Annotated in this window: 21 protein-coding genes; 10 read left to right on the top strand and 11 right to left on the bottom strand. The window is 68.7% G+C overall.

Features of this window, described 5'->3' with window-relative positions; genetic code table 11:
* Positions 1-6: 6 nt before the first annotated feature.
* Positions 7-1,458 (bottom strand): lipopolysaccharide biosynthesis protein, encoded by a 1,452-nt coding sequence (locus ACTWQD_RS14455; protein WP_443196816.1) that lies wholly within the window; start codon positions 1,456-1,458, stop codon positions 7-9.
* Positions 1,455-2,621: a glycosyltransferase gene (locus ACTWQD_RS14450; RefSeq protein WP_443196815.1), complete on the bottom strand. Its 1,167-nt coding sequence runs from the start codon at positions 2,619-2,621 to the stop codon at positions 1,455-1,457. The genes ACTWQD_RS14455 and ACTWQD_RS14450 overlap by 4 nt, the downstream gene beginning before the upstream one ends.
* Before the next feature lie 217 nt (positions 2,622-2,838).
* On the opposite strand from ACTWQD_RS14450, the gene ACTWQD_RS14445 reads away from it, so the two are divergent.
* The gene (locus ACTWQD_RS14445; RefSeq protein WP_443196814.1) at positions 2,839-3,447 is read left to right on the top strand and encodes a J-domain-containing protein; all 609 of its coding nucleotides are present in this window, start codon (positions 2,839-2,841) and stop codon (positions 3,445-3,447) included.
* 34 nt (positions 3,448-3,481) lie between these two features.
* Here the strand turns inward: ACTWQD_RS14445 and ACTWQD_RS14440 are convergent, their stop codons facing one another.
* The 5 genes from ACTWQD_RS14440 to ACTWQD_RS14420 form a co-directional block, all read right to left on the bottom strand.
* A complete protein-coding gene (locus ACTWQD_RS14440; protein WP_443196813.1) occupies positions 3,482-4,909 on the bottom strand; it encodes a S8 family serine peptidase in 1,428 nt (475 codons plus the stop codon).
* A 148-nt stretch (positions 4,910-5,057) separates the two neighbouring features.
* Positions 5,058-5,375 (bottom strand): DUF6221 family protein, encoded by a 318-nt coding sequence (locus tag ACTWQD_RS14435; protein WP_443196812.1) that lies wholly within the window; start codon positions 5,373-5,375, stop codon positions 5,058-5,060.
* A 64-nt stretch (positions 5,376-5,439) separates the two neighbouring features.
* Entirely contained in the window at positions 5,440-5,664 is a 225-nt protein-coding gene (locus ACTWQD_RS14430) for a hypothetical protein (RefSeq protein WP_443196811.1), read from the bottom strand.
* A 104-nt stretch (positions 5,665-5,768) separates the two neighbouring features.
* A complete protein-coding gene (locus ACTWQD_RS14425) occupies positions 5,769-6,758 on the bottom strand; it encodes a CapA family protein (protein ID WP_443196810.1) in 990 nt (329 codons plus the stop codon).
* Between the two features lie 39 nt (positions 6,759-6,797).
* The gene (locus tag ACTWQD_RS14420) at positions 6,798-7,049 is read right to left on the bottom strand and encodes a DUF2630 family protein (protein WP_443196809.1); all 252 of its coding nucleotides are present in this window, start codon (positions 7,047-7,049) and stop codon (positions 6,798-6,800) included.
* A 162-nt stretch (positions 7,050-7,211) separates the two neighbouring features.
* Between ACTWQD_RS14420 and ACTWQD_RS14415 the strand changes: the two genes are divergently transcribed.
* The 5 genes from ACTWQD_RS14415 to ACTWQD_RS14395 all read left to right on the top strand — a co-directional run bounded on the left by ACTWQD_RS14415 (position 7,212) and on the right by ACTWQD_RS14395 (position 10,120).
* Complete coding sequence (locus ACTWQD_RS14415) at positions 7,212-7,778, top strand: type 1 glutamine amidotransferase domain-containing protein (protein WP_443196808.1); 567 nt, start codon at positions 7,212-7,214, stop codon at positions 7,776-7,778.
* Between the two features lie 147 nt (positions 7,779-7,925).
* Positions 7,926-8,345 (top strand): VOC family protein, encoded by a 420-nt coding sequence (locus ACTWQD_RS14410; protein WP_443196807.1) that lies wholly within the window; start codon positions 7,926-7,928, stop codon positions 8,343-8,345.
* Positions 8,346-8,362: 17 nt separating this feature from the next.
* A complete protein-coding gene (locus ACTWQD_RS14405) occupies positions 8,363-8,572 on the top strand; it encodes a hypothetical protein (RefSeq protein ID WP_443196806.1) in 210 nt (69 codons plus the stop codon).
* A 76-nt stretch (positions 8,573-8,648) separates the two neighbouring features.
* Positions 8,649-9,425: an alpha/beta fold hydrolase gene (locus tag ACTWQD_RS14400; protein WP_443196805.1), complete on the top strand. Its 777-nt coding sequence runs from the start codon at positions 8,649-8,651 to the stop codon at positions 9,423-9,425.
* A complete protein-coding gene (locus tag ACTWQD_RS14395) occupies positions 9,422-10,120 on the top strand; it encodes an esterase/lipase family protein (protein WP_443196804.1) in 699 nt (232 codons plus the stop codon). Before ACTWQD_RS14400 ends, ACTWQD_RS14395 begins: the two co-directional genes overlap by 4 nt.
* Before the next feature lie 55 nt (positions 10,121-10,175).
* Here the strand turns inward: ACTWQD_RS14395 and ACTWQD_RS14390 are convergent, their stop codons facing one another.
* Positions 10,176-10,925, bottom strand: a complete 750-nt coding sequence (locus ACTWQD_RS14390; RefSeq protein WP_443196803.1) for a GAF and ANTAR domain-containing protein — start codon at positions 10,923-10,925, stop codon at positions 10,176-10,178.
* Positions 10,926-11,343: 418 nt separating this feature from the next.
* On the opposite strand from ACTWQD_RS14390, the gene ACTWQD_RS14385 reads away from it, so the two are divergent.
* The gene (locus tag ACTWQD_RS14385; protein ID WP_443196802.1) at positions 11,344-12,693 is read left to right on the top strand and encodes a phosphoribosyltransferase family protein; all 1,350 of its coding nucleotides are present in this window, start codon (positions 11,344-11,346) and stop codon (positions 12,691-12,693) included.
* 4 nt (positions 12,694-12,697) lie between these two features.
* Positions 12,698-13,111, top strand: coding sequence for a DUF302 domain-containing protein (locus ACTWQD_RS14380; RefSeq protein WP_443196801.1), 414 nt, complete (start codon positions 12,698-12,700; stop codon positions 13,109-13,111).
* A 4-nt stretch (positions 13,112-13,115) separates the two neighbouring features.
* Here the strand turns inward: ACTWQD_RS14380 and ACTWQD_RS14375 are convergent, their stop codons facing one another.
* The 3 genes from ACTWQD_RS14375 to ACTWQD_RS14365 form a co-directional block, all read right to left on the bottom strand.
* Positions 13,116-13,847: a hypothetical protein gene (locus ACTWQD_RS14375; RefSeq protein ID WP_443196800.1), complete on the bottom strand. Its 732-nt coding sequence runs from the start codon at positions 13,845-13,847 to the stop codon at positions 13,116-13,118.
* A 90-nt stretch (positions 13,848-13,937) separates the two neighbouring features.
* On the bottom strand, positions 13,938-14,645 hold the full coding sequence (locus ACTWQD_RS14370) for an SRPBCC family protein (protein ID WP_443196799.1): 708 nt from the start codon (positions 14,643-14,645) through the stop codon (positions 13,938-13,940).
* A gap of 44 nt (positions 14,646-14,689) precedes the next feature.
* Complete coding sequence (locus ACTWQD_RS14365) at positions 14,690-15,154, bottom strand: universal stress protein (protein ID WP_443196798.1); 465 nt, start codon at positions 15,152-15,154, stop codon at positions 14,690-14,692.
* Positions 15,155-15,291: 137 nt separating this feature from the next.
* Between ACTWQD_RS14365 and ACTWQD_RS14360 the strand changes: the two genes are divergently transcribed.
* The gene (locus ACTWQD_RS14360) at positions 15,292-16,164 is read left to right on the top strand and encodes an NAD-dependent epimerase/dehydratase family protein (protein ID WP_443196797.1); all 873 of its coding nucleotides are present in this window, start codon (positions 15,292-15,294) and stop codon (positions 16,162-16,164) included.
* Positions 16,165-16,174: 10 nt separating this feature from the next.
* On the top strand, positions 16,175-17,206 hold the full coding sequence (locus tag ACTWQD_RS14355) for an aldo/keto reductase (protein ID WP_443196796.1): 1,032 nt from the start codon (positions 16,175-16,177) through the stop codon (positions 17,204-17,206).
* The last annotated feature ends 22 nt before the right edge of the window (positions 17,207-17,228 follow it).

The raw sequence follows: 17,228 nt of genomic DNA, 5'->3' as shown, positions 1-17,228 counted from the left end.
GCGGGCTCAGTGGCGGCGGAAGAGCTGCATCAGCTCATCGTGCAGGGGCCTGAACCCGAACCGGACAATCGCGTAGACCACCGCGACGGCCGTGGGGACCACCAGGAGCAGTGCGGTCACCCCGCCCAGGACCGGAGCCGCCAGGATACCCAGGCCCACCACCGCCACCGCAGCCCCGCACACCAGGCCGGGCGCCACCGCGCGGAGCAGTTCGCGCGCCCGCAGCTGGATGACCTTGGCGGCCACGAGCTGCATGCCGCAGGCGAACACCACGGCAGCGAGGAACTGTGCGCAGGCGATGCCCACGATGCCCCACTGGGTGGCATACAGCAGGACCGGAAGCAGGACAGCGAGCCGGGCCAGCGAGATCCCGATCGACAGGCCGGGCCGGCCGATGGCCTTGTACACGTCGTTGGCGCCGGCGCCCAGGGAACGGGCCGCGGCGTAGAGGGAGAGGAAGACCAGCGGCAGCACGGCGTCCATCCATTTCTCGCCGAAGACCAGCGGCACCAGGACAGGTGCCACCACCGCCAGCCCCACCCCCGTGGTGACGCCGTACAGGGACTGGATCCGGACGCTCGTCAGGTAACCGGAGCGGAGCCGTTCCGGCTCGTTGCGCACCTGCGCGTACAGCGGGAACAGCACCGTGGACAGCACGAAGAAGACGTTGATGATCAGCACCTCGGGGAGCCGGAAGGCCAGCGTGTAGTAGCCCAGCGCCTGCGCCCCCAGGAATAAGCCGATGATGAGGTAGTCGATGTCGAAGATCAGCCGGGCCAGCAGGCTGCTGCCGGCGACCGGTGCGCCGTATTTCAGGTTGGCCTGCAGGGCCTCCGTGCCCACCCGCCAGATCTGCCACGGCGCGTTCCTGCCCACCAGGATCCAGCACGTCACGGCGTAGGCCACGGACCCCGCCGCGGTTCCCACGGCCAGCGACCAGGCTCCGTGGCCGGTAAAGGCGAGGGAGAGGGTTACTGTGCCCATGGTGGCGGCACGGATCACGGGGGCCGCCGTGAGCTTCTTGAACTGCAGGTCACGCCGCAGCAGGGCTTCGGGGACCGCGCCTAGCGAGGTGGCCAGCACCGAGATTCCCAGGACCTGGATCAGGGGTGTCACGTCGGGGAGGCTGAAGAGGTCGGCGATCCAAGGGGCGGCAAAGTAGGCGGCCAGGCCCAGGAGGGTGCCTAGGGCCGCCGAGATCAGCAGGGCAGATCTCGCGATCACCCCGGTGCGCGGCAGGTAGACCAGTGCCTGTGCCACGCCGGCGTCCGCAATCGTGTCCGCGTAGGCCATGAGGACCAGGGCCAGGGCCACCAGGCCGTATTCCTCGGGGGACAGCAGGCGCGCGAGCACGATGGTGGTGACCAGGACAATGATTCTCCCGCTCGCGAAAGCCAGACCTTGCCAGATGGCGCCCCGGACTCCGGTGCGGGCCAGTTCCCCGGGAGCGTATGTCATGCCGGTGAGCTTCCCAGCGCCACATCGGCGCTGCCCGGCCGGATCGCGCTGCGGAGTTCCTCCACGTATTCGTCGGCCACCGCCTTCCAGGTCCGGACGGCGGTGGCTTCCGGCCCTTCCGGCTCAGGCCGGGGCCCCGTCAGCCGGTCCACGATGCGCTCCACGAATCGTCCCGTGTCCTCTTCCACCGTCAGCAAAGGGTGCGGGTCCTGTTCCCGCGCGGCCACCGGCGTCGCGACGACGGGAAGGCCGGCGGCCAGCGCTTCACGGACCGAGTTCCTGATTCCCACGCCGTGTTCGTCGGGGAAAGCTGCCACGTTGGCGGACTCGAAGACGTCCAGGACGGAAGGGACGTTGGCCAGAACTTCCACCCGCGGTCCGGCCAGTGCCAGGACCTCCGGTCCGGGGCGGCGGCCGGCGAGGACGAAACGGGCCTCGGGCACCTGCTGCCAGACCAGGGGGGCGATGGTGCCGACCAGGACCTTCGCGGCGTCGATGTTCGGCCCGTAGTTCAGGCTGCCGACGAAGCAGACCACGGGGCGGGCCTGGCGGGCGGCCGGGCGGCGGGCCGGCTCGGCCCCGTTAGGGATGCTCCGCACCGGGCGGCCCAGGCGCTGGGACCATTCCAGCGCGTCCTGCGCCCCCACAGTCAGTAGGCGGGCCCGTTCCGGCAGCCGCCGTTCGGCCCGCAGGGCCAGACGCTCCCGCACCCGGTACGCCGGCCGCAGGCGACCCGCAATGGCGGTGTCCATCCCGGCCCTGATCGACCAGGGGTCCACTGTCTGCAGGACCACAGGGCCGTGGACGTGGCGGGAGAGGAAAAGCGCGTGCGGGCCATGGATCAGCGTGGCATCGCTGTCCGCAGACAGCCGGGCCACGGTTGACACGGCCTCCGCGGTGGCGCGTTCATGTTTTCCGAGCCCCACCAGCCCGCCGATCGACCGAACCAGCGCCGCGTTGCGGCTCCGGGGCGCCAGGATGTGCACAGCTGCGCAGCGGCTGCGCACGTCCTCCGGGAGCCCCGCCGGTCCGGAGTACGTGAGGAGGGTGACTTCGATGTCGGCAGGCAGGTTCCGCAGCACCTCGTAGGAAATCATCGAGCTGCCGTCGCCGTGCACGGGGTCCCGGTTCGGCACACTTTCTGCAACATACAGAAGCCTCATTGCAGAAGTGTACTGGACCGGGCCTGCGGACGGCCGGGGGCCGATTGGCCCTGATTGCACCGGCCCGGCCAGCCTGTACACGTCCCTGGTCATGCACCCCGACGGCGGCCCCTGGCGGGAGGCGAGGGCGCCGTTGCGGGGACCGTCCCTTGGCCGTCCGGAGTTCGCTTTGCATACTGGAAAGGAGGATCCGTACGGCAGCGAGGGGAGGGACGCAATGGGCACCGAATCGGGCGGGGCGTTCCGGCACCGGGTGGAGCGCGCGGCCGAACTCCGCACGCTCAGGATGAGCGGGATGACGGTCCAAGAGGAAGAAGAGCTGGCCGCGGCCGAAGAGAAGGACCGGGAACTGCGCGCCAGGTTTGACGAGGCGCAGAGGGCCGAGTACCTGATCCGCGACGCCATGGCCCAGGGGAAGTTCGACCACCTGAAGTACGCCGGCAAGCCTATCCCGGGGCTGGGGGAGAAGTACGATCCCGACTGGTGGGTCAAAGGCCTGATCCAGCGCGAAAACATCACCGGCATGGGACCGGCAGCGATTATGCTCCGCACCGAGGACGCCGGGCTGGGCGGGCGGATCAGTGAACTGCACACCGAAAAGCAGGTCCGCGAACTCCTGGACGACTTCAATGCGCGGGTGGTGAACGCCCGCCGGCAGCTTCAGGGCGGACCGCCCGTGGTCACCAAAACCCGTGATGTCGAGGACGAGGTGCGGGTCTGGAAGGAGCGCCGGGCCGCGCTCGCAGCCGCCGCGGCTGAACAGAAGGCACGCCAGGAACCGGAAACCCGCCGCCGGTGGTGGCGGCGGGTCTGGTCCGGTTCCTAGCCTGCGGCCGCGCTCTGCGCGGGTGTCCTGCGCGTCAGTATTCGGCGATCTGGGCCAGATTGCCGTAGTACTGCCCCTCGATGGGGCGGGACGGGTCACCCTCGAAGCCGAAGTCCTCGTGCTTCTGGTTGTACTCGGCCGTCAACTCCAGGAATTGGGCCATCACTTCTTTGCCCGAGCCCTCGCAGGCTCCCTTGCTGATGCACAGGGCCAGCGAGCCGGCCACGGCGGGGCTGGCGAAACTGGTGCCATGGGCCACCCCGTAGCCGCCCGGCGTCGTGGACGTTACGCAGACGCCCGGGGCCGCGATGGTGTGCTCCTCGTCCTCGGACCCGCTGGCGTAGTTGGAGAAGTACGCCGGCTGGTCATCCTTTTGGCCCCGCACCGACCAGTCCTCTGATCCGCAGAGGGGCTCGGCGAGACCTGCGGGCTTGCCGTCGAAGTCCGCGATCGCCGTAGCGGTCAGCACCTCGTCGTATGTGGCGGGGACGAACCCGGCGATGTCCTGGCCGGAGTTTCCGGCGGCTACCGCGTAAGCGACACCGGCTTTGACGGAGCGGCACAAAGCGTAGTGCATCGGATCCGTGCCCTTGCCGCAGTTGGCGGTTTCAGTCCCCGGACCGCCGATGCTGATGTTGGCCACCTGGATGTCGTTGTCCGGGTCGTCGTCGGTGCGCGTTGCCGTCACCCAGTCAATAGCGCAAATGAGCATGTCCTCCGTGATCACGCCGGCGTCATTCACCACGCGGATAGACCACAGCGGTGCGCCCGGGGCTGCGCCGATCACGCCCAGGTCGTTGTCCCTGGCGCCGATCACACCCGCCACCAGGGTGCCGTGTCCAACGTCGTCCGTCGGCGTCACCTCGGACGGCGAGCCCGAGGAGCAGTCCACGCCGCCGCGGACATTGAGGTCCGGATGGCCGGCATCGATGCCGCTGTCGATCACGGCCACGTTGACGTCGATGGAGTCCTGCTTCCACTGCTTCTTGCCGTCGGGAAGGGCCCCGCCCATCCTCAGCCACCAGAGCGGGGCCACCTGCGAATCCGGTCCGGGGTCCGCGGGCTTCTCAAACTCCCGGGCCAGGGTGACGAAGTCAACGCCCGGATCGGCGGCGAGCCGGGCGGCAACGGATGCTGTCATTGTGGCGGCATATCCGGTCACGGCGCTCCGGTACACCGTGGAGACGTTGAGGCCGTAGCTGCCCTGTTGGGTTGCAGCAGCGGCGCCCGCGTCAGCGAGGCCGTCCTTCAGCACCACGATGTAGCGCTGTTCCTTCTCCGCGCCTGCAGAGGGAAGGGCTGCAGCGAGGCTGCCGCCCACTACCAGGCCCAACGCCGCCAGGCCGCCGATGAATCCGCGCCACCGGTGTTTCGGAGGGGCTGCCTTTGCGGGATCCCGGCCCGGCCCCGCGGCTGCGGCCGCTTTGCGTGATGATCCCGTACGGCGGACGTGGCTGAACATACTGGCCTCCCTTAAGCGACTTCGCTAATGAGCGCCCCCCGCTCTTAGCTTAGGCCCGCGAATGGATAATTCACACGGGCCTTGGAAAATTATTGGAAGAAGAAACTGCCGGCAGTCGGCGGTGCCGTCATCGGCGCCGCCCGCCGCCCTAGGCGCGGAACCAGGCCTGGTCGAAATCGGGGTGGTCGTAATAGGGCAGGGCGAGCGCGGCCAGCGACTGCTCCATCCATTCCAGCGATTGCGGAATCCAGACCGCGTCCTGGCCGGAGCCACTGACCATCGCCGCCAGGGCTGACTGCCGGGCGGATTCCACGATGCGGATCAGGTGCCGTTTGGCCTCGCATTCGAGCAGCAGGCGCTGTTCGTACCAGGCGCCGGATTTCGAGAGGGTCCGATCGCCGAGGAGGGTCCGTGCCGCGGCTTCGTCCTCGCTGAGCCGCGCGGACAGGAAATCCACGATGTCCACACCGCGAGGATACGCGCGGTCCGTGCCCGGCAACCAGCGCTGTCCGGCGGCGAGACGCGCGTGCCTACCGGACAGCCAGGTTCTCCGCGTCCGTCGGATCCACGAAATGGCAGGACCCTTCGTGCCGCTCCGGCAGGGCGCAGGTCCGGCCCGTCGGCAGGTGGACATTCCCGCACCTGCCGGTGATGGCGACGTCCTCGCGGACGTGCGTGCTGCTCAGGTCCGGCCTGTTCTGGGAGTCCTCGTGGATCTGCGGGCCGTCGGAAAGGTTGTGATCTGGACTGGTCATGTCTGCTGCTCCTTGATGGGATTGCCGTGCAGGGAGGGGTCAGTCTCGAGTGGGTCCGAAGAGCCAGTCTCACACCGCCGCGTTAACTGCGGGTTACCGTCCCGTTAGATCCCTGTCTCAGCCTCCCGGGACAGCGGCACCTCCAGGTACCCGCCGTCGGGGTGCCACGCGCTCGCGGTCCCGAGGTGCCGGCTGAGCCGCTGCATCCGGTCCACGGCCTGCCGGGAGGTCCTGCCCGCCAGCCGGACCTGAAAGTCGGTGATCAGCGTCGGGTGCAGCTGCAGGGTGCGGGGTGTGCCGCCGTCCGTTTCAAGCAGGAAGATAAACGACTGGTCATTGCGTTCCACCGGGTCCACCGCGTAATCGTCCACGAAGTCGCCGGCGCTGTAGATGATGGGCCTGTTCCGGAACAGCTCGATGCCGCGGAAGATGTGCGGGGAATGCCCGTAGACGACGTCGGCCCCCGCCTCCACCAGTGCCCTCGCCAGCGAACGGTGTTCGCCGGGCGCCCCCGAGCCCCAGTTGGGGCCCCAGTGCGCCGACACGGTCAGGAATTGGACCCGGGCCTTGGTCCGCCGCACCAGGTCCAGCAGTTCCGCCACCCGGCGGTCGGGGTCCTCCACCGGAACGTAGTAGACGCCGGGCCCGCGGTCCGCTTCCCAGTCCGGCTGGTTGTCGGTGAAGGCAATAAGCCCGACGGCGGTCCCGGACACCCGGCGTACCGCGGGCCGGCGCGCGTCGTCTCCGTCCAGCCCGGCACCGGCATGCAGGATGCCCGCCGCGTCGAGTACGGGAAGCATTTCGCGGAAGGCGTCCGTCCCGTAGTCCAGGACGTGGTTGTTGGCCAGGGACACCATCCCGATTCCCGCGGAGCGGAGGCATTCGACGTTCTTCGGGTCGGACCGGAAATGGAACACCTTCCCGGGTGCCGGCTCGCCGCCGGCGGCCAGGACGCATTCGAGGTTGGCGATTGTGAGGTCCGCCTGGCCCAGCACGGACATGGTGTCGCCCCAGACATAGCCGGCCGGGGCGCGTCTCAGCCGCTCGTTCACCAGCCGTCCCAGCATGACGTCGCCCAGCAACGCGATCAGCATGGCAGGCCGCCCGTCAGCACTTCCGGGCCTCTGACCGGCTCAGGACTCGTAGTTCTCCACCTGCTCCACGGGGCGGGGCTGGGCCTCGTCCGGGTTCTCGCCGTACTGAGACTTCGCCCGGCGCTGCCGCAGAAGGTCCCAGCACTGGTCCAGGTCCTCTTGGATCCGCTGCAGCCGGGCGTGCTCGGGGCCGTGCTCATAGTCCGGGGAAGAGGACGGCGCCTTTTCGCGGAGCGCTTGCTCCTCCTCGACCAGCGCCGAGATCTGATCCAGGATGCGTTGTTCGTCCATGACGGCCTCTTCTTCGGTAGCAGTCTTCGTCGCTAGCAGTCCTCCCGCCAGCCTAGCGAGGCCGCAATGCCCTGGCCAGAGGGAATATCATCAGCTTGCTTATTATTTTGCGGCTTCCTAGAGTTGGACCTGTACAGCATCAAACTCGTCAGAGGAGGACCTGTGTCCCAGCACAACATTGCCGGTAAGAAAGTCGCGTTCCTGCTCACTGACGGCGTGGAGCAGGTGGAACTCACCAGCCCCTGGAATGCCGTCAAGGAGGCCGGTGGCGTGCCCACCCTGGTGGCCCCGAAGAGCGGGACGGTCCAGGGCTACGACGGCACGGACAAGGGGGAGACGTTCGACGTCGACCTGACCGTCGCCGAGGCCAATGCCGCCGATTTCCACGCCCTGGTCATCCCCGGCGGCGTGGTCAACGCTGACCATCTCCGCGCCGACAAGGACGCCCAGGCGTTCACCCGCGCGTTCTTCGAGCAGCACAAGCCGGTGGCGTCCATCTGCCACGGCCCCTGGCTGCTGATCGAGGCAGGGGTCCTGAGCGGACGGAGCATCACCTCGTACCACACGCTCCAGACCGACCTGAAGAATGCCGGAGCCAACTGGAGCGACGAGGAAGTGGTGGTGGACCAGGGCCTGGTGACCAGCCGCAACCCGCACGACCTCCCCGCCTTCAACGACAAGCTGCTCGAGGAGATCGCAGAAGGCGAACACGCCGGCCAGACGGCTTAAGGATCGGCAGGGGCCGGGCAGGGGCGGACGCTCCCGCCCGGCACCTACCCTGGACTCCGGATTTGCGGCAGGATGGCCATGTACACGTGCGCCGGCAGCCGCAGCACGGCATCCGGGCCGGCGTCCTGAGCTGCAAGGAGTCCGGTTATGACCACGCTCAACCCGTACCTGAGCTTCCGCGACAACGCGAAGGAAGCCATGGCCTTTTACCAGTCGGTCTTCGGCGGGGAGCTCACCATGAGCTCGTTCGGCGAGTACAACGCCAGCGAAGATGCCACTGAGCAGGACAAGATCATGCACGCCATGCTGCAGACGGACAACGGCATGGTGCTTATGGGCGCGGACACGCCCAACAGCATGGACTACTCGCCCGGCAGCAGCATCTCGGTGTCCCTCAGCGGCTCCGAGGAGGCCGAACTGCGCGGCTACTTTGACAAGCTCGCCGAAGGCGGAACCGTGACAGTGCCGATGGAGAAGTCGCCGTGGGGTGACGTCTTCGGCATGTGCACCGACAAGTTCGGAACCGACTGGCTGGTCAACGTCGGCTCCGAACCGGGCCAGTCCTAGGCAGCAGGGGGCAGGCCATGAGCGAGAAGCTCCGTCTTACACCCGAGGACGAGTTCCCGGAGGACCTCAGCAAGGTGGAGGACAAGGACCTGCAGGTCCTAGACAGCCAGGTCGAGCGCCAGCTGAACCACGAGTATCTGTCGGAGGACGGACCCCACCCGGAGACCGAGTTCAGGCACTACGACCTCGACGAGGAGTTCACCGAACGGGACCAGCGCGACGACTGAGGGGCCGGATCTGTCAGTATGCTTACTGGACGCTGACCGGCGTGCACCCCAGGCGCTGACAAGAAAAGAGCCCACCATGAGCAGGCCCGACCGCTTCGAAATCGAGGCTGCAGGCCACCTCGGCCACGTTTTTGTCTCCAAAGCGCCTGGGGGCCTCGAGCCCCCGCGCCCGCCCATTGTGCTGGTCCATGGAATCGGAGTCTCGCACCGCTACCTCCGCCGGCTGCACGGGCTGCTGGCGGAAACCGTCGACACCTACTCGATCGACCTCCCAGGTTTCGGCACCACCCCACGGCCGGAGAACACGCTTTCAGTCGCCGACCATGCCACGTACATCCTTGGTGCCCTGGAGCAGCTGGGGGTCCTGGAGTTTGTGCTCGTGGGGCACTCGATGGGCGCCCAGTTCGCCGTCGAGACGGCCCTGCAGCAGCCTGGCAGGGTGCCCCAGCTGGTCCTGATGGGCCCGGTGACGGATCCGCAGCGCCGCACGGTGCTTCAGCAGGCGCTGGCACTGGGGCGGGATTGCCTATTCCACGAGAGCTTCTCCTCAAATGCACTCGTCCTGACGGACTACCTGCGCTGCGGCCCAGGCTGGTACCTGAAGACCCTGCGCGTCATGATGGACTACCCCATTGAGAAGCGAATCGCCGGCGTCAGCGTCCCGGTCCTCGTGCTGCGCGGCGCCAGCGACCCGGTGGCCTCCACGGACTGGTGCCGCAGGCTGGCTGGACGGGCGGCCAGGGCTTCGTTGGTGGAAATCGAAGGGTCCGGCCACGTGGTGCAGCACAACGGCGCCGCCGAAGTGGCCCGCGTGATCCTGGACTCCGCCCGGGACGAGGCGGCGGCAGCGTGAACGGGCCGGAGCCTCAGGGCAGGGGCGGACTTCTGCGGGCGGCACGCTGGTGGGCGCAGGACTATGTCTATGCAGCTTGGCGTCAGGTTCTCAGCGCTGTCTCGCGGACCCGGCCGGAGGAGTTCCTCGAGGGGCCGCGCCGGCCCGTCGTCGTGATTCCCGGAGTGTATGAGGACTGGCGCTTCATGCTGCCCCTGGTCCGGCGCCTGCACGAGGCCGGCCACCCGGTGCATGTGGTGGCACTGCTGCGCCGGAACCGGCGCGCGGTGCCCAAGGCGGCGGACCTGATCGCGGGGTACATCCGGGACCACGACCTCAAGGACGCCGTGATCGTTGCGCACAGCAAAGGCGGCCTGATCGGGAAGTTCGTGATGATGCAGCTGGACCCGGAGCGCCGCGTCGCCGGCATGGTGGCGGTCTGCGCGCCGTTCTCCGGCTCGCGGTACGCCTCGTTCATGCTGGTGCCGAGCCTCAGGGCTTTCTCGCCCCGGAGCGCCGTTACCCGGCAGCTCGCCCGCGAGGAACGCGTCAACGAGCACATCACCTCGGTTTACGGGCATTTCGATCCGCACATCCCGGAAGGCAGTTCCCTTCCGGGGGCCCGGAACATCCAGCTGGACACCGCGGGCCACTTCCGGATCCTTGCCCAGGAGGAAACCATCCGCACCATCCTGGACGTGGCGGCCGCACCTTAGCCGGAGCCTCGGATGTTCAAGCGCCCCGGGAGGCCCACCGCCCGGGAGCCCCGGCCTAAACGTCGAAGTGTGTCCGGGCCGGGCCCTTGCCGAGTGACTCCACCACGCCGGCCGCCACCGCGTGCAGTTTGATGTTGCGTGCGCTGGAGGCGGCTTTGAGCAACTCGAAGGCCTCGGCCTGGCTGCAGCGGTTCTGCGCCATGATGATGCCCACCGCGACGTCGATGCTGGTCCGGGTCTCCAGCGTGGCCTTCAGATTCGCCGCCTTGTCGCTGTAGTGCGCGAACCGCACGGCCAGGCGCAGTGCCAGCGACGTGTGGTTGACAAAGTCCTGGGCCAGGTCCATCGCCCGGCCATCGAACCGGCGGGGCCGGTGCGAGTACAGGTTGAGGGCCGCGCGGGTGTCGCCGTCGAGCAGGAACGGCAGGGCCAGGATGGAGCGGACACCGTGTCCGCGGACAGTGGCGGCGAACTGCGGCCAGCGTGTGCACTCGTCGAGGTCCCGGATGTGGACGGTTTCCTGTTCCCGGGACGCCGTCACGCAGGGACCGTCGCCGAACGTGTACTGGATTTCGTCCATGGCCTGGGCGGCCGCGCTGCTGCTGGCCACCGTGGCGCCCTTCCGGTGCCGGAAGAGTGTGATCCCGCAGAGGATCTCGTCGCCGGGCTCCGACAGGCTGCGTGCGGAGACCCGCGCCAATTCGCGCAGGAACTCCTCAACATCGGAGCTGCTGAGCACCAGTTCATGCAGGTGCTGGTTGGTGGATGTTGCCTCCGTGGAGGCTGCGGTTGATTTGCTAACCACTGTCTCGTCGCGCCGTTTCACTCAGGTCAATGCGACCCGGCCGGCGGCCTGCCGTTGCGGGGGGAGGCAATGGTGGGCGGCAGCCGGCCGGATCGAAGAACAATCCAACGGCCCGCTGCAGAACCGTACCCGAAAATTATATACAGCCGGTTCCGCCCTTTTGACCCAGAGTGCCACAACCCCTCGTCTCCTCAGCGGACTCTCCGCGGTGCCTTCATCGGTGCCTCCATCGGGGCCTCCACGGCGGATCCACGGGGGCGACCCCGGCGGCGGGACGAAGACGGGCATAAAGGCCCTCACCCCTTCTGGGTTCCTGGCAGATAGTGGGAGAGAGCGGCCAACTGGTTAATTTCCCAGCTGCGGACTGCATGCCTGGACGGGTGCCACGGCCGAGATCTCCGATTGGAAAGCCATACCGATGACCATTTTCGAAGACAGGGTCGACGCCGGGCGGCAACTGGGGCGCCGGCTCTCGGACTTGCGGGGCCAGGACATGGTGGTCCTGGGCCTTCCCCGCGGCGGCGTCCCGGTGGCCTTCGAAGTGGCCGCAGCCCTTGACGCGCCGCTCGACGTGATCGTGGTCCGGAAGCTGGGACTTCCCTACCAGCCCGAGCTGGCCATGGGCGCCATTGGGGAGGGCGGCGCCCGGGTGCTGGAAGAACGGGTCCTCGCCTCCTCGCGGGTCAGCGATTCGGAGCTGAAAGCTGTCGAGGACCGCGAACGCACCGTACTGGAGAACCGGGTGGCCCGGTTCCGCAAAGGCCGGACCCGGCAGGATCTCACGGGGCGCATCGCTGTGATTGTCGACGACGGCATCGCCACCGGGTCCACGGCCAGGGTGGCCTGCCGGGTGGCCCGGCAGCTCGGTGCCGCGAGGGTCATCCTGGCAGTGCCGGTGGCCCCCGCCGATACGCTGGGCAGCCTGACCGAGCCCGACGAGGTGGTGTGCCTCGCCACCCCGCACCATTTCTCCGCGGTGGGTTACCACTACCGGGATTTCTCGCCCACTGAGGACGACGAAGTGGTGCAGCTGCTCGACGCCGCGGCCAAGCGCCTCGAGTCTTCGCAGCCGGCCGCCCGGAGGGCCGAACCGGCGGGCGGGCCGGGCGCCGAGCTCGAGGAGGAAGTCGAGATCCCCTCGCGCGGAATCCGGCTCCAGGGCCAGCTGCACCTGCCGGTCCCGGCCCGGGGCGTGGTGGTGTTCGCGCACGGCAGCGGGAGCAGCCGGCACAGCCCGCGGAACCGCTATGTGGCCGGTGTGCTCCAGCAGGCCGGTCTGGGAACCCTGCTCCTTGACCTGCTGACCCCCGCGGAGGAGCGGAACCGGGCCAACGTTTTCGACATCGAACTGCTGGCCCGCCGGCTGTCCGCTGCCACCGGCTGGCTCTCCACCCGCCGGGACACGGCGTCCTGCACCATTGGCTACTTCGGGGCGAGCACCGGCGCCGGGGCCGCGCTCTGGGCCGCTTCCGAACCGACCGCCCGGATCGACGCTGTGGTCTCCCGCGGCGGCCGCCCCGATCTGGCGGGCCCCAGGTTGTCCGCCGTGCGGGCGCCCACGCTTCTGATCGTGGGCAGCTACGACTACGAGGTGCTGGAGCTCAACCGCAAGGCAAAGTCGATGATGCGTTGCCCCAACCAGCTTGCCGTGGTGCAGGGTGCCACCCATCTCTTCGAGGAACCGGGTACGCTGGCGGCAGCCGCCATTCTCGCCCGGGACTGGTTTGTCGATTACCTTCTGCCGGCCAACGCCAGCCCCAAGGAGTGACTGCATGAGCTACACCCACACGGCCGTTGTCCCGCTGAGCTGGGAGGACGCCGTCGCGAAAACGCGCGAGGCGCTCGCCGGCCAGGGCTTCGGGATACTGTCGGAAATCGATGTGCGCGCCACCTTCGCCGCCAAGCTCGGCGAGGATGCCGCGGAAACGCTGGGGGACTACGTCATCCTCGGGGCCTGCAACCCGGTGCTCGCCAGCCGGGCGCTCGCGGCGGAGCCGGAACTCGGGGCGCTGCTGCCCTGCAACGTGGTGGTGCGCCGCGGACCGGGGGAGACGGCCACAACAGTGCAGGCCATCGATCCGCAAACCATGGTGCAGCTCAGCGGCACCCCCGCCGTCCGCGAGGTTGCGGACGACGCCGGCACCCGGCTGCGGGCGGCCCTGGCCGGTCTTGCAGGGGCGGCGTGAGCCTTTAGGCCCCGTGCACTTTGTGGTGGCCGCCGGCGCGGTGGCGGTAGGCGTAGACCAGCAACGCCACCCCGGCGATCACCAGAAGCACTGGAACGAAGAATTCGCTCGCGGTGAGCAGTGCCGTGGCCTGCAGGCCGAAAATCAGTCCCATCACCGCCAGGACCGCGGCCGGAATCAGTGGCCACTTCATTCTTGCCGGTCCGGCATCCCCGGGCTGGCCGGGAACGCTGCCGGGCTGGGCCGGGCGGTGCTCCGGCCGGACGGGTATCAGTGACAACACCGCGAACGTGGCGGCCAGGCCCAGGAACAGGACGGCAGCCACCGTCATGCCCTGCCAGTCCGGCGGTACGGCCACCACGAAGGACAGCGTCAGCATCACTCCGGACGGGATCACCGCCCACCAGTTGGCGGGTTCGCGCACATAGACCGCGGCGAACCCTGCGGACATAAACAGGAAAAGGAACGCACCGGCCCAGTAGGCCGCAGGACCGGGCCAGAGCTGGGTGATCAGGATGACCGCGGCCAGGCCCCAGAACACCGAGCCGGGAATCGCCGCCCACCAGTTGTCGCGGCGGCGGAAGAACAGGACCAGGAATGTGGTCCCGGCCGCGGCGAACATCAGCGGCCACACAAGGGCCGCACTGTCCAGGACCCCCAGCAAATCCAGCAGTAGGAGCACGCCGGCCGCCATCAGTGCGACACCGGCAATGATGCTGGTTTTGGCGGACTTCACCGTTGACCTCCCGGAATCCGGCGGGCGGCCGTCCACCGCCCCCACTGTTAACGCTAGACCCGCAGGAGCCGGCCAACGTAGGGCACTAGGTCACGCACGCCGGCGGCCCTGACGCGGCCCGCGCCCCTCGGACCGGGACTTGATACCCAGCAGCATCCGGCGTTCCATCAGGAACTGCAGGGGTTCCAGCACGGGCCGGAGAACCAGCCCCAGGGGCAGCGGCGCATAGTCGTACCGGGTCCGGGACAGCAACCGCGTGGTGCGGGCACCGACCGGCTGCAGGACAAACGTCCAGCCGACCTGCACCCGGGGGCCCCCTGTGGCGGCACCGGCCAGGATAGGCTCACCGGTGCGCGGATCCATGGTGCCGCCAAGGCCCAGCACGGACCCGGCTTCCAGCCGCCGGACCGGGATCCCGAGGCCGCGGCCCAGCGGAACGGCGTCGCCGACGTCGAGCTGCTGGAATTCGGGCAGGATCCGGTCGGCGCTGACCATACCGAGGCCCGCCGCGTTCTCCAGCACGTCGTAGCTGTACATTCCCCCGCGCCCTGATCCCAGCTGGACCAGCCAGGGCCACACCTCCGAGGCCGGTGCGCTGATAGTGACGGCGCGGGTGCTCTGCATCCGCGGAACCCGGACCAGCTCGTCTCCCGGGAGCGGTCCGGCGGCCTCCTGGGCGGTGGCACCCCAGCGGAGCAGCCGGGGCCGGGCGGCCAGGACGTAGGCGGCGGCGATGACCGCAGCGGCGAGAGCCGCCGCGGGGCCACGGAGGGAATACGGCCGGCGCGTCCGGCTCATGGTGCGGCCCGGTCCTTGCTGTGGGCCCCGGACCGGCCGGCGGTTCACCCGCCTGCCTGGGGATTGTCCGTTCCCTCACCAACCACCAGCACCGGGCAGTGGGCGTGGGCCACGCAGGCGCCGCTGACCGATCCCATCATCTGCGGGAGGATACCGCCGCGGCCGCGACGGCCGACCACCAGCAGTTGTGCATCGCGGCTCTCCTCGACCAGGACTTTGGCCGGGGACCCGAACTTCACCGTCCGGGTCAGCCCCTCCGGTACGGCGCCGCCAAAGGCGCGGTCCAGGGACTCGTCGACAAGCCGTTTGGCGGTCTCTTCCAGCTGCGTGGTGGTGGGGGAGCTCTCTTCGGGCAGGTGGGAGGCGAGGAAGTGGTCCGACGTGCCCAGGCACGTCACCACCTCCAGCGGCGCGCCCAGGCTTCCGGCCATGCGCCCGGCGAGCCGGAGCGCCGTCGTCGAGAAATCCGAACCGTCCACGCCCACGACTATTCGCTGGTCAGCGTTCATGGCCCCAGCCTGCCCGGAACGGCCGGCATCGCCTAGGGCCAAAAGTCACGCGGCGCCGCGCCACCCCCATCCCGGGCCGTGCACTGCAGCCGCCCGCCGCCTAGGGTGGAACAAACCCGCCATCGTAAGGAGTTCTGATGAGAGTCGCTGTTACCGGAGGAAACGGAAAGCTGGGCCGCAATGTGGTCCGGCGGCTCAGGCAGGACGGCCACGAGGTGACCAGCCTCGACCGTACCGGCTCGCGCGAGCCCGGGTTTGCCGAGGTGGACCTGCGCAACTACGGGCAGGTGGTGGATGTATTCCTGGGCCTGGAGGACCGCCACACCGGGTTCGACGCGGTGGTGCACCTGGCCGCAATCCCGGCCCCCGGCCTCGCCCCGGACGCCGCAACCTTCGAGAACAACATGCAGGCGACGTACAACGTGTTCCAGGCGGCCCGCCGGGCCGGGATCAAGAAAATTGTCTACGCCTCCAGTGAGACGGTGCTGGGCCTGCCGTTCGACGTCGACCCTCCCTATATCCCGGTGGACGAGGAATATCCGGCCCGGCCGGAAAGCACGTATTCCCTCGTCAAGCACCTTGAGGAGCAGATGGCGGTCCAGCTCACCCGCTGGGATCCGGAACTGAGCATCACCGGGCTGCGCTTTTCCAACGTTATGGACCCGGAGGACTACGAGGAATTCCCCGGCTTCGACGCCGACGCTCGGCTGCGCAAGTGGAACCTCTGGGGCTACATTGACGGCCGGGACGGCGCACAGGCGGTGGCACGCGCACTGGAACACGGCACCCCGGGATTCGAGGCCTTCATCATCGCCAACGCGGACACAGTGATGAGCCGCTCCAGCGCCAGCCTCGCCGCGGAAGTGTTCCCCGGCGTCCCCTTGACCAAGGACCTCGGCGAGCACGAGACCCTGCTCTCGATCGACAAGGCCAAGCGGCTGCTCGGCTACGCGCCGGAGCACTCGTGGCGGAACTACCACCCGCTCCGCACCACTCCCACGGAAGACTGAGGAGGCGCCCGTGCAGTACCGCACCCTTGGCACCAGCGGCGCCGTGGTATCCGCCTACGCGCTGGGCACCATGACCTTCGGCGCCGAAGCCACCGAGGCAGAGTCCCACGCCATCCTCGACGGCTACGTCGCGGCGGGCGGCAACTTCGTTGACACCGCCGACGTCTACAGCTCCGGGGTATCGGAGGAGATTATCGGCCGTTGGCTTGCGGCACGCCCGGACGCCCGCGGCCGCGTGCTGCTGGCCACCAAGGGCCGGTTCCCGATGGGCGCGGCGCCCAACGACGTCGGCAACTCCCGCCGGCACCTGAACCGTGCCCTCGACGATTCGCTGCGGCGCCTCGGCGTCGAGCAGATCGATTTGTACCAGCTGCACGCCTGGGACCCCGTCACCCCGCTGGAGGAGTCCCTGGGGTTTCTGCAGGACGCAGTCGCGGCCGGGAAAATCGCTTACTACGGCTTCTCGAACTTCCTGGGCTGGCAGCTGACCAAGGCCGTCCACGTGGCGCGTGGCCGCGGCTGGAACGGGCCGGTGACGCTGCAGCCGCAGTACAGCCTGCTGGTGCGGGAGATCGAATCCGAAATAGTGCCGGCAGCGCTCGACGCCGGGATCGGCCTGCTGCCCTGGTCACCGCTGGGCGGCGGCTGGCTTTCCGGGAAATACAAGCGGGACCAGCCGCCGGCCGGGGCGACCCGGCTGGGCGAGAATCCGGAGCGTGGCATGGAGGCCTGGGAAGCCCGGAATGCCGACCCGCGGACCTGGGACATCGTGGACGCGGTGCACGAGATCGCCGGACGCCACGAGGCCACCGCGGCGCAGGTTGCCCTGGCATGGCTGGCGGAACAGCCGGCCGTGTCCTCGGTGATTCTGGGTGTGCGCAGCACCGAACAACTGGCCGGCAACCTGGCGGCCGCGGACCTGCAGCTCACGGAGGACGAACTGATACGGCTGGACGAGGTGAGCCGGCCGCGCGTCGGCGTCTACCCGTACGGCCCCCTGGCCCGGGAGCAACGGAGCCGGAAGCTCAGCGGCGGACGCTGAAGCAGCGCGGGGTCACTCCGCG

Source organism: Pseudarthrobacter sp. 1C304 (assembly GCF_052245515.1).
In the GTDB taxonomy this organism is placed as follows: Bacteria; Actinomycetota; Actinomycetes; order Actinomycetales; family Micrococcaceae; genus Arthrobacter.
The sequence above is the reverse complement of the archived record's forward strand: the minus strand, read 5'-3'. Positions and strand labels throughout refer to the sequence as shown.

Excerpts from the sequence above, each read along its gene's own strand:
- ACTWQD_RS14455 (WP_443196816.1), bottom strand. The coding sequence starts at position 1,458 with ATGACATACGCTCCCGGGGAACTGGCCCGCACCGGAGTCCGGGGCGCC.
- ACTWQD_RS14450 (WP_443196815.1), bottom strand. The coding sequence starts at position 2,621 with ATGAGGCTTCTGTATGTTGCAGAAAGTGTGCCGAACCGGGACCCCGTG.
- ACTWQD_RS14445 (WP_443196814.1), top strand. The coding sequence starts at position 2,839 with ATGGGCACCGAATCGGGCGGGGCGTTCCGGCACCGGGTGGAGCGCGCG.
- ACTWQD_RS14440 (WP_443196813.1), bottom strand. The coding sequence starts at position 4,909 with ATGTTCAGCCACGTCCGCCGTACGGGATCATCACGCAAAGCGGCCGCA.
- ACTWQD_RS14430 (WP_443196811.1), bottom strand. The coding sequence starts at position 5,664 with ATGACCAGTCCAGATCACAACCTTTCCGACGGCCCGCAGATCCACGAG.
- ACTWQD_RS14425 (WP_443196810.1), bottom strand. The coding sequence starts at position 6,758 with ATGCTGATCGCGTTGCTGGGCGACGTCATGCTGGGACGGCTGGTGAAC.
- ACTWQD_RS14420 (WP_443196809.1), bottom strand. The coding sequence starts at position 7,049 with ATGGACGAACAACGCATCCTGGATCAGATCTCGGCGCTGGTCGAGGAG.
- ACTWQD_RS14410 (WP_443196807.1), top strand. The coding sequence starts at position 7,926 with ATGACCACGCTCAACCCGTACCTGAGCTTCCGCGACAACGCGAAGGAA.
- ACTWQD_RS14405 (WP_443196806.1), top strand. The coding sequence starts at position 8,363 with ATGAGCGAGAAGCTCCGTCTTACACCCGAGGACGAGTTCCCGGAGGAC.
- ACTWQD_RS14400 (WP_443196805.1), top strand. The coding sequence starts at position 8,649 with ATGAGCAGGCCCGACCGCTTCGAAATCGAGGCTGCAGGCCACCTCGGC.
- ACTWQD_RS14385 (WP_443196802.1), top strand. The coding sequence starts at position 11,344 with ATGACCATTTTCGAAGACAGGGTCGACGCCGGGCGGCAACTGGGGCGC.
- ACTWQD_RS14380 (WP_443196801.1), top strand. The coding sequence starts at position 12,698 with ATGAGCTACACCCACACGGCCGTTGTCCCGCTGAGCTGGGAGGACGCC.
- ACTWQD_RS14370 (WP_443196799.1), bottom strand. The coding sequence starts at position 14,645 with ATGAGCCGGACGCGCCGGCCGTATTCCCTCCGTGGCCCCGCGGCGGCT.
- ACTWQD_RS14365 (WP_443196798.1), bottom strand. The coding sequence starts at position 15,154 with ATGAACGCTGACCAGCGAATAGTCGTGGGCGTGGACGGTTCGGATTTC.
- ACTWQD_RS14360 (WP_443196797.1), top strand. The coding sequence starts at position 15,292 with ATGAGAGTCGCTGTTACCGGAGGAAACGGAAAGCTGGGCCGCAATGTG.